The 15,220-nt window shown below is 72.8% G+C and carries 11 protein-coding genes; 5 read left to right on the top strand and 6 right to left on the bottom strand.

Annotated features, from left to right (window positions below; genetic code table 11):
- Positions 1-143: 143 nt before the first annotated feature.
- Positions 144-923: a class I SAM-dependent methyltransferase gene (locus ABZV77_RS02015; RefSeq protein ID WP_356250142.1), complete on the top strand. Its 780-nt coding sequence runs from the start codon at positions 144-146 to the stop codon at positions 921-923.
- On the opposite strand, the gene ABZV77_RS02010 is transcribed toward ABZV77_RS02015, so the two are convergent.
- The 4 genes from ABZV77_RS02010 to ABZV77_RS01995 all read right to left on the bottom strand — a co-directional run bounded on the left by ABZV77_RS02010 (position 899) and on the right by ABZV77_RS01995 (position 4,913).
- On the bottom strand, positions 899-1,441 hold the full coding sequence (locus ABZV77_RS02010) for a hypothetical protein (protein WP_356249266.1): 543 nt from the start codon (positions 1,439-1,441) through the stop codon (positions 899-901). The genes ABZV77_RS02015 and ABZV77_RS02010 overlap by 25 nt on opposite strands.
- A 29-nt stretch (positions 1,442-1,470) precedes the next feature.
- Positions 1,471-2,400, bottom strand: a complete 930-nt coding sequence (locus ABZV77_RS02005) for a hypothetical protein (protein WP_356249264.1) — start codon at positions 2,398-2,400, stop codon at positions 1,471-1,473.
- 24 nt (positions 2,401-2,424) lie between these two features.
- Positions 2,425-3,942 carry a hypothetical protein gene (locus tag ABZV77_RS02000; RefSeq protein ID WP_356249263.1) on the bottom strand — a complete coding sequence of 506 codons (1,518 nt, stop codon included), beginning with the start codon at positions 3,940-3,942 and terminating at the stop codon, positions 2,425-2,427.
- A 194-nt stretch (positions 3,943-4,136) separates the two neighbouring features.
- Entirely contained in the window at positions 4,137-4,913 is a 777-nt protein-coding gene (locus ABZV77_RS01995; protein ID WP_356249261.1) for a methyltransferase domain-containing protein, read from the bottom strand.
- Positions 4,914-5,197: 284 nt separating this feature from the next.
- On the opposite strand from ABZV77_RS01995, the gene rsgA reads away from it, so the two are divergent.
- Positions 5,198-6,316 carry a ribosome small subunit-dependent GTPase A gene (gene rsgA, locus ABZV77_RS01990; RefSeq protein WP_356249259.1) on the top strand — a complete coding sequence of 373 codons (1,119 nt, stop codon included), beginning with the start codon at positions 5,198-5,200 and terminating at the stop codon, positions 6,314-6,316.
- A gap of 214 nt (positions 6,317-6,530) precedes the next feature.
- Complete coding sequence (locus tag ABZV77_RS01985; RefSeq protein ID WP_356250140.1) at positions 6,531-7,961, top strand: DNA-3-methyladenine glycosylase 2 family protein; 1,431 nt, start codon at positions 6,531-6,533, stop codon at positions 7,959-7,961.
- A gap of 44 nt (positions 7,962-8,005) precedes the next feature.
- Here the strand turns inward: ABZV77_RS01985 and ABZV77_RS01980 are convergent, their stop codons facing one another.
- Positions 8,006-8,488, bottom strand: coding sequence for a DUF456 domain-containing protein (locus ABZV77_RS01980; RefSeq protein WP_356249257.1), 483 nt, complete (start codon positions 8,486-8,488; stop codon positions 8,006-8,008).
- A gap of 41 nt (positions 8,489-8,529) precedes the next feature.
- Positions 8,530-9,555, bottom strand: a complete 1,026-nt coding sequence (locus tag ABZV77_RS01975) for a helix-turn-helix domain-containing protein (protein WP_356249255.1) — start codon at positions 9,553-9,555, stop codon at positions 8,530-8,532.
- A gap of 220 nt (positions 9,556-9,775) precedes the next feature.
- Here ABZV77_RS01975 and ABZV77_RS01970 point away from each other — a divergent pair, with 220 nt between their 5' ends.
- Positions 9,776-13,546 carry a S8 family serine peptidase gene (locus ABZV77_RS01970; protein WP_356249253.1) on the top strand — a complete coding sequence of 1,257 codons (3,771 nt, stop codon included), beginning with the start codon at positions 9,776-9,778 and terminating at the stop codon, positions 13,544-13,546.
- A gap of 130 nt (positions 13,547-13,676) precedes the next feature.
- Positions 13,677-15,173: a protein phosphatase 2C domain-containing protein gene (locus tag ABZV77_RS01965; RefSeq protein ID WP_356249251.1), complete on the top strand. Its 1,497-nt coding sequence runs from the start codon at positions 13,677-13,679 to the stop codon at positions 15,171-15,173.
- Positions 15,174-15,220: the final 47 nt, after the last annotated feature.

Raw genomic sequence — 15,220 nt, 5'->3', positions numbered from 1 at the left:
AGGACGACCCCTACCGGGGCGTACGGCAGGACACCGAACTCTGGTCGGCGCTCGCACCCGAGTGGCATGCGGCACGGCAGCCCGCTTCCCCCCGCGGCACGGACACGACGGACACGACCGATGCCGAGTACGCGAACCCGCGCCTGGCCGCGCTCTACGACGCCCTCGACCCCGACCGCTCCGACCTCGACGCGTACGTCGACATGGCGACGGAGTTCGGCGCGCGTCACGTCCTCGACATCGGCTGCGGCACCGGGGTCCTGGCGCTGCGACTGGCCGGGCGAGGCATCGACGTCGTCGGCGTCGACCCGGCCGCCGCCTCCCTCGACGTGGCCCGCGCCAAGCCGGGCGCCGACCGGGTGCGCTGGATCCACGGCGACGCGACGGCGCTCCCGCCCCTCCAGGTCGACCTGGTCACCATGACGGCGAACGTCGCCCAGCAGATCACCGCCCCCGACGCCTGGCGGGAGACCCTGCGGGCCGCCCGCGACGCGCTGCGGCCGGGCGGACACCTGGTGTTCGAGACCCGCGTCCCCGCCCGGCGCGCCTGGCAGAACTGGAACCGCGAGGCGTCGCACGCCGTGCGAAGGATCACCCCGGGCACCGGCACGGTCGAGACCTGGGTCGAGACGACCGCGGTCGAAGGCCCCTTGGTGTCGTACCGCTGGACCTACGCCTTCGCCGGGGACGACGAAGGGAACGGCGCAGGAGAGGTACTGACATCGGACTCCACACTGCGCTTCCGCGAACGCGCGGAGATCGAGGCGGAACTGACCGCGCAGGGATACGTGCTGGACGAGGTCCGCGACGCTCCGGACCGGCCGGGGCGGGAGTTCGTGTTTGTGGCGCGGTGGCCGGGGGCGGGCCCGGGGGCGGAGGCGGGGCGGGGTGCCGCTGCTCAGCTCCGGCCGAGGTCGGCGTAGAGAGCGATCTGGATCCCCAGCCCCACCAGGGCCGCGCTCTCGACGAGGGAGACCGTGACCAGCAGCCCGGTGAGGTGCCCGTGGATCCAGAAGACGGTCAGTGCGGCCGCGGGGCTGACGCAGAAGGCCAGCAGGTCCACGGCGAGCTGCAACTTCTTGCGGCTCCCGCGCCGCTGGTCCCGACGGTGGGCCGCCTCCCAGCCGAGCACGCCGTCACCTCCGACCGCGTCGGTCAGATGGCGGGTCAGGTCGGTCCGGATGTACTGCCCGATGGCGGAGATCTTCTCGTCGTTCACCAGGTAGGTCCAGCCGAGCAGCACGGAGAGGGGAGGCAGGAGCAGGAGCAGTGCCGTCCTGCTGGCGGACGGGATCGTCGCGGCGATCACCGCGGCGGTGGCGGCGAGCATGGCGTAGATGAGGTTGTCCCGGAGGGTGATGCGGCTCTTCTGCTCGGCCTTCAGCTGCTCGTACTCGACGAGGAGCACACGCCCCCGCGTCACTTCTTCCGGTTCCGCCATCCCTCTCCCTCACGCTCGCCGCGGCTCCCTCACGTGAGATGGGGCAGCAGCGAACCGAACACGAACGCCGCGTTCCTGCTGGCGATCTCGTGGTGGCTGTCGTCCTTGTGCGAGTCCGCCGCGTCGGAGATCCCACGGACCACGAGCCAGGCCTGCGCGGCGTCCGCCCCGCCCAGGGCCGCGTGCACGGCCGTCGCGAGCCCGGCGCCCTCCGTCTCCACGGCGAGGATCTTGTCGTTGTACTCACGCAGATAGCGACGCTCATCGGCCCCCACGTCCGCGAGCACGGCCTCGCCGGACCCGATCGGCCCGCGCAGCGCCCGGTGGCCGGGGGACTCGGGCAGCGCCCAGGGTTCGCCGTGAGCCGTGAAGAAGCTGTTGACGGCGTGCTGGACGCCCGCCGTCACGGTGTGGGCGCGGCCACGGCGCAGGACGCCGTCCGATGTCACCCTGCGCGGCTCGTAGTGGATGACCTCCTGCGCGACGACGACATCGCCGAGGCAGGCGTCCGGATGGATGGAGCCTGCGATGCCCACCAGGACGATCAGGCGTGGGGCGTACTCCCTGCGCAGCTGCTCGACCGCGCTGCCTGCGGAGTGCTGCCCGGGGAGCAGCGACTGGGTGACGGTCACGCGCACGGGCCGCGTGTCGCCTGGGCGGGCTCCGTGGGTTTGATGGGCCTGATGGGCTTCGCCGGTGAACTCGTGAAAGATGACGCCCTGTTGGGTGCGTGTCACGGCGTGGGTGCCCCACTTCGAGAGCGCGTCGATCACGGCGCGGGTCTCCACGCTGAGCACGGTGACCACGCCCGCGTCCCAGGCCTGTTCCCGCACGCTTCGGTCCTCGGCGGGCTCGGGCGCGACGCCGTGGTGGGTCACGCTCGTGCCCACACCCATGGCGGTCGCACCCTTGATGGTGACGTTTCCCGGGCCGCTGTTCTCGATCCCGTAATTGCTCATCCGGAATCCCCCCCATTCCATCCGTCACTTGGAGACGCTGGTGTTCTCACCCATCGCTGTGTCGCCCAACTCGATATTTCCGGAACCCGTGTTGATGATCCCGTTGTTGAGGATGGCGGTGGCCCGCTGCATGAACTCGGTGGTGTCGACGCCGTGTTCCTTGAGGAATTCCCCGACCGTGGCCAGCAGGCGCCGTTCGATGACCTTGGCGTGCTTGGCGACATCGAAGGTCTGGAAATAGCTTTCGTCCGCCTCGATGGAGGCCATTTCCCGTGCGCTGAGTTCGGCGCCGATGTTGTTGCCGCGCTTGAGGCTCGACGCCGTCGCGTCGGGTGCCGCGCCGACGGACCCGAGCAGCAGGGCGGCGGCGCCCAGCAGCCGGAAGGGGGCCCGGACGGCCGACGGAAGGTGCAGGACGCCGGTGAAGGCGGCGCGGACCACCGCCATGCGCCCGGTCCTGCCCACGACGTCGACCGCGTGGTACTCCAGCCGGGTCGGCGCGAGGCCGCAGGTGGTGAACTCGATGTAGAGCGTGCGCCCTTGCAGCGACACATGGACGAATATGGTCGTCACCAGGTCGCCGCCCCACGACTCGACCCGACAGGTCAGATAGTGACGGGCAGTCTCCGTGGGGCTGTCGAGCATGCGCCGCACCAGGGCTGCGTCCGGCGAGGCCTTCAGCTCACTCGCGTAGCTCTGCGCGTAACGGCCCTCCACGAAAAGGGAGTCGTTCACCATGAGACCCGGCAGCCTGGTCTCGGGGTCGTCCTCCGTACCCAACGCGGTGATGGCGCGGCGCAGTTCCTCCACGAGGTCCCAGGTGGGGAACGGCTTCTTCGCGAACTCCACGTCCTTCTCGCCGCCGATCCCCTTGGCCTCGACGAGGCGCTGGGCGAAGGACCAGGTCCCCAGGTGCCTGCCGCTGCCGATGAACGGCGTGTTCGCCCTGTACACGACCATCGGGTGCCGCTGCTGGCCGTCGATGACGGAGAGCCGTCGGCTCGTCCGCATGGGCTGCTCCGCCGCCAGCTGTGCCCGCAGCCGGTTCAGGGCGAGCTGGCGCAGGATCCCCGCCGCCGCCAGCACGAAGCAGGGGGCCGCGGCGATCAGGGCGGCGGCGGTGAACCCGCGCGCCCCGTCGTCCGCGACCAGCACGCCACCGGCCACGACGGTGGCCAGTGCCGCGACAACCAGGCCCCTCTCATGGACATGTGACAGAGACTCAGGAACACGCGCCCGGTCGTCGTCATCATCATCGGCGGCGCCGCGCGCACCGTACCGGCCGGGCAGGCGTGCGGCGATCGGGGCGAGGAGCGCGAGGTCGACGAGCACCGTCGTGGCGAAGAACGCGGCGACGGGCTGAACGACGTAGGCCGTGCAGAAGATCGCGAGGATCAGGGCGTCCGTGACGGTCGAAAGCCACCAGGCGCGCCAGGCATGCGCGAGGACGGGAACGAGATCGTAGCCGTAGGAGGGGGCGACGCGGCGTTTGCGCGCGTTGTAGACCTCTTGGATGACGGCGGTGCGATATTGGGCGTCCATGTAGACGCCTGCGCACAAGCGCCGCGTCGCGGCTCGGTCCTGCTTACCCAATGACCCCACGGGTGTCTCGGGTATCGCCATCTGTCCCCCATTGTTCCCCAGTTGTGCCCCCGTCCGGGAACGTGGGAGGCAGCGTAGTGACGGCATTTCCGCGGCAACAGTTCATTGCCGGACGAAAGTGCGTCGCCCCGGGGCTATTTCCGGGAGCAGATCACGCTCACCAGAGTGAACGTTGCGAAGAAAGGGCCCTCTGAAAGGGAAGTGAACCATTGGCGGCCGCGTGTTCCGTCGATGTGGCCCGCCTCTATGGCGCGCTGGGTGTTGCGGCCAAGGCCCAGGACGTGGTCCGCCTCCTCGAAGTCCAGGAGGACCGGGGCGGTGGCGGTCGTCGTCTCGACGGTGAAGCCCGCCCGCTCGGCGTGCCGGGTGAGGCTGCGGCCGATGGTGGCGTTACGGACCGCCTCCGATGTCGTGTAGCGGGTGAACGCCCGGCTCGTTTCGAGGTCCTCCGCGTCGACGATCAGCGTGTCCCAGTCCGGTTCGACGAGGCCGACGCGGGCTCCCGGGCGGGTGGCCAGGTGGAGTTGGGTCAGTACGTCGGCGGGTTCCGCGGCGTGCATGAGCACGCGGTCGATCTTGGCCCGATCCACGGTGCCGGGCTCGACGGGGAGGGCGTGGGCGTCGCCCTCGCGGAGCTCCACGGTCGGCAGGCCGCTCGTGCGGTGCCGGGCCGCCGCGAGCATGGCCGGGCCACGGTCCACGCCGATCACGCCGCCCCGCTCGCCGACGCGCTCCGCGAGCGCCGCCAGGTCGGTGCCGGGACCGCACCCCACGTCGAGGGCCGTCTGCCCCGTTCGTATGTCGAGGCGGTCGAGCAGGTCCCGCTTGTAGTCGCGGCCTGTGGGGGTGGCCGCGGTGCGGAGCATGTACGCGGCGGGGTCGGGCCGGGCCGTGCCGAGAGTCGTTGACATGGGGGGAGTCAATCAGTGCGCCGGTGCGGGAATCGGGGCGACGGGAAAAGCGGTGGTGGTCCGGGTGGGGGTGTCGCTAAGCTCTGGGTGTTCCCAGGCGGCCGTCCGGCCGCCCGGTTCGGCCGAGCAGATCTGGAGGTGTTGACCGATGGCTGTCGTTGCGATGGGCACTGCCCGCATTCGGAAGTTCATCAAGTCCACCTCCGTGGTCACCGGCTGACCTGATCTCTCTCCGCGCCGACAGCGTGCGCGGATGCCGGGGCCACCCCTGTGAAGGGTCCCCCTTGTCTTCCTCTTCTCTTTCTCCGTTCTCCTCTCGTACCTCCTCGCACCCCCTCGTCCCGTACGGCTGGGACGCGGACTGGGAGGCCGAGTTCGCGCCGTACGCGGCGCAAGGTCTGGTGCCCGGACGCGTCGTCCGGGTGGACCGCGGGCAGTGCGACGTCATCACCGCCGACGGGACCGTGCGCGCCGACACCGAGTTCGTCACCCCGCGCGACCCGCTGAAGGTCGTGTGCACCGGCGACTGGGTCGCCGTGGACGCGGACGGCACCGACCCCCGCTACGTACAGGTGTATCTGCCGCGACGCACCTCCTTCGTACGCTCCACCTCCTCCAAGCGGTCCGAGGGCCAGATCCTCGCGGCCAACGTCGACCACTCGATCATCGCGGTGTCGCTCGCCGCGGAGCTCGACCTCGCACGGATCGAGCGGTTCCTCGCGCTCGGCTGGGAGTCCGGCGGCCAGCCCGTGGTCGTCCTCACCAAGGCCGACCTCGTGCCGGACGCCGTCACGCTCGGCCATCTCGTCGAGGACGTGGAGACCGCCGCGCCCGGCGTGCAGGTGCTGCCGGTCAGCTCCACGTCCGGGGACGGCGTCGACGTGCTCGCCGCGGTCGTCTCCGGCGGTACGTCGGTGCTCCTCGGCCAGTCCGGCGCGGGCAAGTCGACGCTCGCCAACGCGCTCGCCGGGGCCGACGTCATGGAGGTACAGGCGATCCGTGACGTCGACGGCAAGGGCCGCCACACCACGACGACGCGCAACCTCGTCCTGCTGCCCGGCGGCGGCGTCCTCATCGACACGCCGGGGCTGCGCGGAGTCGGCCTGTGGGACGCCGAGAGCGGCGTCGGGCAGGTGTTCTCCGAAATCGAGGAACTGTCGGCCCGGTGCCGGTTCCACGACTGCGCCCACGACGCGGAGCCCGGCTGCGCGGTGCTGGCCGCCGTCGAGGACGGCACGCTTCCTGAACGCCGCCTCGACAGCTACCGCAAGCTGATCCGCGAGAACCAGCGCATCGTCGCCAAGACGGACGCCAGGGCCCGCGCGGAGCTGCGCCGCCAGTGGCGGTTGCGGGGGGCGGAGGGGCGGGCTGCGATGGAGGCCAAGCGGGGGCGCGTGCGCTGAGCTTGAGCAGTGTGGGGTTCTGGGGGCTTGGGGGCGTGGGGAGCTGCGGGTGTGTTGTGGCTGGGCGCGCAGTTCCCCGCGCCCCTGGGGCTGCGCCCCTAGGGTTGCGGCCCTGGGGGCTGCGGCCCCCAGGGGGGCGGGGCTCGGTGGGGGCGGGTTCCGTGTCTGAAATCCGCCAGCCCGGGCGTCGGCGCGGCTTCACAATGGAGGTGTGATCGATGAAGAGACCAGGTACGAAGCCGTGCGCAGCAGGGACGCCCGCTTCGACGGGGAGTTCTTCTTCGCCGTCGAGACGACCGGCATCTACTGCCGCCCCAGCTGCCCCGCCGTCACCCCCAAGCGCAAGAACGTCCGCTACTACACCACCGCGGCCGCCGCCCAGACCTCCGGTTTCCGCGCCTGCCGCCGCTGCAGGCCGGACGCCGTCCCCGGCTCCGCCGACTGGAACGTGCGCGCCGACGTCGTGGGCCGCGCCATGCGCATGATCGGGGACGGCGTCGTCGACCGCGAGGGCGTCCCGGGGCTCGCCGTGCGCCTGGGCTACAGCGCCCGGCAGGTGCAGCGCCAGCTCACCGCCGAGCTGGGCGCGGGCCCCGTCGCCCTGGCGCGGGCCCAGCGCGCCCACACGGCCCGCGTCCTGCTGCAGACCACGGACCTGCCGGTCACGGAGATCGCCTTCGCCGCCGGATTCGCCAGCGTCCGGCAGTTCAACGACACGATCAAGGCGGTGTACGCGCTGACGCCGACCGCCCTGCGCGCCGCCGCCCCCCGCCGCGGCACGGCCCGCGCCACCCCCGCCGCCGGTATCCCGCTCCGCCTCGCCCACCGGGGCCCCTACCGCGCCGACGCCGTCTTCGACCTGCTCGCCCACGAGGCGGTCACCGGGATCGAGGAGATCACCGGCGATCGGGGTGCCCGCACCTACCGCCGTACGCTCCGGCTGCCCTACGGCACGGGCATCGTGGCCGTCCAGGAGGCGCACCACGACGCCACGACCGGCCCCGGCACCGGCTCGGGCAGCGAGGCCGTGCACCGCGGCGGCTGGCTCGACGCCCGGCTGCACCTGACGGACCTGCGCGACCTCACCACGGCCGTACAGCGCCTGCGCCGCCTCTTCGACCTGGACGCCGACCCGTACGCCGTGGACGAGCGGCTCGGGGCCGACCCCCGGCTCGCCCCGCTCGTCGCCGCCAGGCCCGGGCTGCGGTCGCCGGGCACCGCCGACCCCGACGAGTTCGCGATGCGTGCGCTGGTGGGCCGGGCGGGCGCCGAACGCCTCGTGGCGCGGTACGGCAAGGTGCTGGACGCCCCGTGCGGTGGTCTCACTCACACCTTCCCCGCCCCGGCCGCGCTGACCGCCGAACCGGGCGCGCCCGGCGCGCTGGCCGCGGCGCTCGCGGACGGCTCCCTGCGCCTGGACGCGGGCGCGGACCGCGACGACGCGGAGGCGACGCTCCGCGCCCTGCCCGGCCTGGACGCGCGGACGGCCGCGGTCATCCGGATGCGGGCGCTCGGCGACCCGGACGTGGCCCTGCCGGGCGGGCCCGAGCCGGTCCTGGACGCATGGCGCCCGTGGCGCTCCTACGCCCTGCGCCACCTCGCCCTCGCGGGTGCAGCGGGTTCAGTGAGTTCAGTGGGGTCATAAGAGGGCCACCCCGACGGCCGGTGAGAGAGACCGAAGACCAGGCCTCAGCCCCAAAGCAGCGCCCCCAGCCACGCACCCACGATCAGCAGGCACGCAAACAGCTCCGTCAGTACGCTGCTCCCGCCCATCCGCATCGCCGTCCGCGTCGCCGCCACCGCCTCGCCGTGGCCGCCGAGCCGCAGCCGTTCCCCGGCGTAGATCCCGCCGATGAAGCCCGGGACCGCCCCGATCACCGGCAGGACGCAGAAGCCGAGCAGCGCGCCCGCCCCGGCGAAGACCGCCATCCGGCCCGTCGCGCCGCTCTCGCGCAGCCGCCGGGGCGGCAGCTGCCAGCGCACGGCCTGCGCCGCGAGCAGCGCGACCGTCGCGCCGACGAGGATCCCCCAGGCGAGGCCGTTCGGGTCCTGCAGCGTCCACCAGAGGACGGCGGCCCACACCAGCCACGCCCCGGGCACGCCGGGCACCAGCACTCCGCACAGGCCGAGCAGCATCACCACGCCGACCAGCAGGAGTTCCCATGCTCCCATCTGCCCAGGGTGCCGCAGATCCGGCGAAACCGCAGGTCAGGTTAGTCCTGGTACGGGTGACCCGGCAGCGGCGGCGGCTGCTGCCGTCGCGCTACCCAGTCCCTTTCGTACGCGTGCCAGCCCAGCTGGAGCCGCGTCGTCACTCCGGTGAGCTCCATCAGCCGCTTCACCCTGCGCTGCACCGTGCGCAGCCCCAGGTCGAGCTGTTTGGCGACGCTCGCGTCCGTGAGACCGGCCAGGAGCAGGGAGAGGATCTCCAGGTCCGTGCCGTCGGGGCCCTCGGGCGCGTCTTCGGCGAGGGTGCTGCCGTCCTCGCCGATGCGTAGCGGCAGCGCATCCCGCCACACCGCCTCGAAGAGGCCCGTCAGCGATTCCAGCAGGCCGCTCGCGTGCACGACGAGCGCGGCGGGTTCCGCCGTGCGCGAGGTCAGCGGCACCATCGCGAGCGTGCCGTCGGCGATCACCAGCTTGGTCGGGACGCGGTCCACCACCCGCACCTGTTCGTCGCGGCCGATCGCCGTCGAGAGCTCCACCAGGCCCGTCGGCAGGTCCAGGACCGTGCGCTCGACCACGACGCGGTAGCGCACGCCGCGGTCCGTGGCCTGCTCCTCGGCGCTGTTCTCCGTGCCGGTGATGGCGACGGGGCTGCCGGTCACCAGCGCGCACACCTCGGCGCTCGCGCCCAGCTGCAGCTGGAGGAAGCGCTGCGAGACGGCGGCCGCCCCGGTGACCACCTCGACCAGGTCGTGGACGGTGGGCTCGGTGGCCTGCGCGCGGTACTCCTCGGCGAGCAGGGTCGCCGCGAGCTCGGCCTTCTCCAGTTCGTGCCGCTGCTGGGTGAGGAGCGCGCCGAGGGCGACACCGGGCGGCGCCGCCACCCAGCGGCCCGCCCTGCCGGACGCCTGCGCGGCCAGGCCGTGCCGCTCCAGGCGGCGCAGCGTCCGCTCGGTCTCCGGCTCGCCGAGGGTGAGCCTGCGCGCGAGATCCGCCACGTCGGCGGCGCCCACCGACACCAGCGCCCGGTACGCCGACTCGTGCGTCTCGTCCAGCCCGATCGCTGCCAGCATGCGGCGACGTCCCTCCCCAAGGCTCCGTTCGGACGGCGTCGTGGCGGGAAACAGCCACGGCGTAAACCCGCCCCGGCCCATCATCCCCGCACCACCCGTCTCTCTGCCAAGGTGACGCCACCGCAGCACCAACCGCGGCCGCTTATGCGGCCTTTGGGCCCTATTGGCCTGCGGCCCTGCATGCCCACCACCTGCATGCCCACCAACCCTGGGGAGAGCGATGCGCCCGATCTCGCGTACGGCACTGGGGGCGGCGTCAGCCGTCGCCCTCGCCGTCACCGCGGCCGCCCCGTCCGTGGCCGAGCCACGTGCGGCCGTGACGGAACGACCGCCGCTGACGGGGACCGCGCCACAGGGTGCCGCACGGGACGGGGGAAGCTCCGTCGTCACCCTCGTCACGGGCGACCGCATCCTGGTGAGATCCGACGGCAAGAACGGGGCGGGGGCCAGCGCGCTGCCCGCCGAGGATGGCACGACGCCGCTGATCCAGACGCGGCAGTCCGGCAAGGACCTGTACGTCTACCCCGAAGGCGCGGTCCACGCCATCGCCGACGGCCTGGTCGACGAGGAGCTCTTCAACGTCACCGGGCTCGTCCGCCAGGGCTACGACGACGCGCACGCCAAGAAGCTGCCGCTCATCGCCGTGTACGACAAGTCCGTCGACGTCGCCCGCGCGGTGCCCGCCACCCCGCGCGGCGCCGAGCGCGGCCCCGTCCTCGAACCCGTCGACGGCGTCGCACTGAAGGCCGACAAGAAGAAGGCCGCCGCCTTCTGGGCGGAGATCACGAACTCCAAGTCCCGTGCTGCGGGCGACCTGAAGAAGCTCTGGCTCGACGCCAAGGTCGAGGCCACCCTCGACAGGTCGACCAAGCAGGTGCACGCCCCCGAGGCCTGGGCCGCGGGCTATGACGGCAAGGGCACCAAGGTCGCCGTCCTCGACACCGGGGCCGACGCCGAACACCCCGACCTCAAGGGCCGCATCGGCGCGACGAAGAACTTCACCGACTCCCCGGACACCGAGGACCGCCAGGGCCACGGCACCCACACCACCTCCACCGTCGGCGGCTCCGGCGCGGCGAGCGGCGGCAAGAAGAAGGGCGTCGCGCCCGGCACCGAGCTGCTGCACGGCAAGGTCCTCAACGACAGCGGCTCCGGCGCCACTTCGTGGATCATCGAGGGCATGCAGTGGGCCGTCGACCAGAAGGCCGACGTCGTCTCGATGAGCCTCGGCAACCCGGCACAGACCGACTGCACCGACCCGATGAGCACGGCGACCGAGGAGCTCGCGCAGTCCGCGAAGAACACCCTCTTCGTCATCGCGGCGGGCAACACGGGCCCCTCTCTCAACTCCGTCTCCTCGCCGGGCTGCGCGCCCGGCGTCCTGACCGTCGGCGCCGTCGACCGCGACGACACCACCGCCCCCTTCTCCAGCCGCGGACCCGCGTTCGGCTCGCACACCCTCAAGCCGGAGATCGCCGCGCCCGGCGTCGGCATCTCCGCGGCTGCGGCGGGCGGCCGGGGCCTGCACGCCTACCAGTCCATGAGCGGTACGTCGATGGCGACCCCGCACGTCGCGGGCGCCGCAGCCCTGGTCAAGCAGCGCCACCCCGACTGGAGCGCCCGGCAGATCAAGGCGGCGCTCGTGTCCTCCGCCGACAGCCGCATCCCCGGTGACGCCCGCGAGACCGGCGGCGGACGCCTCGACGCCAAGGCCGCCATCGACCAGCAGGTGCTCGGCTCGCCCGCCGTGCAGGGCGGCAGCTTCGGCTGGCCGCAGGACTCCTCGGACCGCACGACGGTCGACGTGCCCTACACCAACACCACCGACAAAGCAGTGAAGTTGAAGCTGTCGCTCCAGGGCGTCACCGGCAACGACGGCTCCGCGGTCCGCTCCGGGGTCGCGAAGCTCGGCGAGCGCTCCGTGACCGTCCCCGCGGGGGCCACCGTCAAGGTGCCGCTGAAGATCACCCCCGACGCGGACCTGAAGCGCGCCCAGTACGGCGACGTCACGGGACGCGTCCTGGCCACGGCCGACGGCGGCGCCCGCGTCTCCACGCCCTTCTCCCTCTACGTCCAGCCGGAGACGGTCAGCCTCCGCGTGAAGCTGATCGACCGCGAGGGCAAGCCCGCTGACGGTTCGTCATCCGTGGATCTCATCGGCACCGACACCGCCTCCGGCGAGCGGCGCTTCAACGAGGGCGCGAACGACCAGACGTACCAGGTCAGGCCCGGTTCCTACTTCCTGACCGGCTTCATAGAGACCCGGGACGCCGAAGGCGACCGGAAGCTCACCGACTCCCTCGCCCATCTCGCCCGTCCGCAGGTCGAGGTGAAGAAGGACACCACGATCACGCTCGACGCCCGCAAGGCGCACCGCCTCGCCGTGCGGACGGACAAGCCCTCCGAGGTGCTCGGCGCCACCCTCGCCTTCGCCCGCACCTGGGGCAAGGACAACTGGCTGCACGCGGGCACCGCGGCGGGACCGCGCACCATCCGCTCCTACTACCAGTCCGTCGAGGGGAAGCCCGCCGACGGCACCTTCGAGTCCGGCAGCTACTGGCGCGCCGCGGCGCCCCAGATCTCCGAACTCGCCGTCGTGGGCGGCAAGAAGCTGCACCCGCTGACCGCGTCCACCGGCTCCGCCAACCTCGACGGCACGGGCAGGGCAGCCGTCGTCGACGCGAAGTCGGGCACGGCGCAGGAGCTCGAAGCCGCGGGCGTCAAGGGGAAGATCGCTCTGGTGAAGGCCCCCGACGGCGGTGACGTCGCGGCCGTGGCCAACGACGCGAAGAAGGCCGGGGCGGTCGCCGTCCTCGCCCACCGCGCGGCACCCGGCCGCTGGTACCCGTCCGCCGGATTCACCGGCTCTCCGCTGCCGGTACTCGGCATCCAGCCGGACGAAGCGGCGCACGTCCTGTCCCGACTGGCCGCGGGCAAGACCGAGTTGACGTGGCGGGCGACCGCCAGCAGCCCCTACGTCTACAACCTCGCGTTCCCCGAGACGGGACAGATCCGCGACGACCGCACCTACCGCGTGCGGGACAAGGACCTCGCCGCGAACGAGGCGACGTACCGGGCGATGGGCGAGGCCGCGGATTACGTGGACCTGCCCTCCGCGGTCCGGCCCACCGGGCTCGAGATCTACTTCGGCAGCCTCGCCTCGGTCCCGGCACCCGGCAAGCGCACCGAGTACTACTCGGCGGGCACGACCGGCTGGGGCCACCAGGTGTCCAGCAGCTTCCCGTACGGCGAGTTCATGATCGACCCGGTGCGCACGTACAAGAAGGGCGAGCGCCGCACGGAGACCTGGTACGACGGTGTCCTCACGCCCGGCACGCCGCGCGACGCGGCGGGCAGGCCCGCGCTCGCCGGTGAGCGCCAGGGGAACCTGATCGGGGTCGCCCCGGGCTTCTGGGCCGACGCCGAACACGGCGGGATCCAGGGGAGCTTCGGCGACATCGGTTCCGTGCAGCTCAAGCGGAACGGCGAGGTCGTGGGGGAGTCCGGCTGGCCGTCCGGGGTGTTCAGCGTCCCGGCCGAGGACTCCGCGTACGAACTCACCCTCTCCACCACGAAGATCGGCTCGCGGGTGTGGCACCGGTCGACGTCGACGGAGACGACCTGGTCGTTCCGCTCGCACCTCGACGAGAACGCCGCCTCACAGGGCATCCCGATGCTCTTCCCGCGGTACGCCCTCGCGGAGGACGGACTCAAGACCCTGCCCGCGAAGGACGGACAGCGGATTGAAATCGGCGTGACGGGGCACGCGGGGTACGAGCCCGGCGCGCTCACCCAAGCGAAGCTGTCGTACTCGTACGACGAGGGCCGGACGTGGACGGCGGCGACCACCGCCGAACACAGCGGAAAGTGGAGCGCGACCGTCAACCACGCGGGCGCTTCCGGCAAGCAGGTCTGGCTCAGAACCCAACTGACGGACGCCCATGGCAACTCCGTCTCACAGACCGTGGCCCGCGCCTACGACGTGCGCTAGTCACACCGGCCCCGCCGGGCGGTCCTCCCGTGGGGGGTGGGCCCGCCCGGCGGTCCCCGTTGTCGCCGAGATGGCCGGAATTTCCGGATGCACCGTTTTCGTACGGCCTCCGCGGTGGAAAATTAGGGGCATGAGCCAGCAGGGGGACAGGCCCAGCGGTCGCGACGACGACTGGTGGGGACAGCTGTACGACGACGCCGCGCCGGACACGGGTCCGGCCCCCGCACCGGACACCCTGGACGACAGGTTCGCCTCGGCGGCGGACGCGGTGCAGGGACCCTTCCCCGCCCCGCGCGCCCCCGCAGACCCTGCCTCCGCGGACGCCCGCGCACCGGCCGGGCAGCCAGCACCCCCCGATCCCTTGATGCCCCCGGCGCCCTTGGCACCCCCGGCGCCGCCCCGCGTCCCGCCCACCCCGCGCACCCCGCCCCTCTTCACCGCCCCCGCCCCCTGGGCGCCGCCCACCGCTCCCGGTGGCCCGGTGACCTTCCCGGCCGGAGCGGGCGGGACCAGGGGCGGTTATTCCGTGGCGTCGACGGAAGAGCCGCGCGGCGGCGAGCCGACGTCGCGCGGGCCCGATGCCGACGGGGCGACCATGGCGGTCTCGGCGGGCGGGCCCGCCCTCCGCGGCGACGAGGGCGCGGAGCCGCGCGGCGACGCCGAGGGCATCGGATACGTGGGGGACGGTCCGCCGACCTACGAGCCCGAGCCCACCGTGCTGCCCGCCGCCGACCCGGACGACCTCGGGGACCTCGTCGCCGACACCGTGCTGGACGGCGCGCGGTACGGGGCGGGCACCCTGCGCGCCGCGTCCGTGCGCGGCGACTCCGCCAGGTACCGGGGCGAGCCGCGCCGCGACGCCCTGCTCACCGCCCGCTTCGGCACCGGCGAGGACGCCCTCGTGCTCGTCGCCATGGCCACCGGCGCCCGCGCGACCCCGGGCGCGCACCGCGCCGCCGCCGAGGCCTGCGACTGGATCGGCAGGGCCGTGGGCCGCAGCCACCGGCGGCTCGCCGAGGACATCAGGGCCGCCCGGCGCGGCGACCTGAAGTCGGGCCTGCACCGCCTCACGGACCGCAGCCTCGGCAAGCTCCGCGCGCACGCCGCCGACCTGGGCCTGGAGCCGGACGAGTACACGGCGTCCCTGCGGTGCCTCCTCCTGCCCGCCGACCCCCGATGTCGTACGCGCGTCTTCTTCGGCGTCGGCGCGGGCGGCCTCTTCCGGCTGCGCGACGGCGAGTGGCAGGACATCGAACCGCACGTGGCCGACGCCACCGGCGAGGCCGTGGTCGGCTTCGGCTCGCCGCCCCCACCGCCCCCGGAGAGCGACCGGCTCACCATGGACCTGGGGATCACCACACCCCCGAGCCCCTACGAACCGGCTCCCGAGCCGCCCCGCGACCCCTTCCGGTTCCGCGCCTCGGTCGCCCGCCCGGGTGACACGCTCGTCCTGTGCAGCGGCGGGCTCGCCGAACCGCTGCGCGGCGAGCCCGAGCTCGCCGAACACCTCACCCGCAGATGGGAGAAGGGCGGCCCGCCCGGCCTCGCCGCCTTCCTGGCCGACGTCCAGGTGCGGGTCAAGGGGTACGCCGACGACCGGACGGCCGCCGCGGTCTGGGAGGCATGACCGCCGCACCTGTGAATTCATGGACCAGAGGAACGACCGAGCAGAAG

Source organism: Streptomyces sp. NPDC004732 (genome assembly GCF_040609235.1).
In the GTDB taxonomy this organism is placed as follows: domain Bacteria; phylum Actinomycetota; class Actinomycetes; order Streptomycetales; family Streptomycetaceae; genus Streptomyces.
Note: the sequence above shows the minus strand (reverse complement) of the source record. Positions and strands in the feature narration are given on the sequence as shown.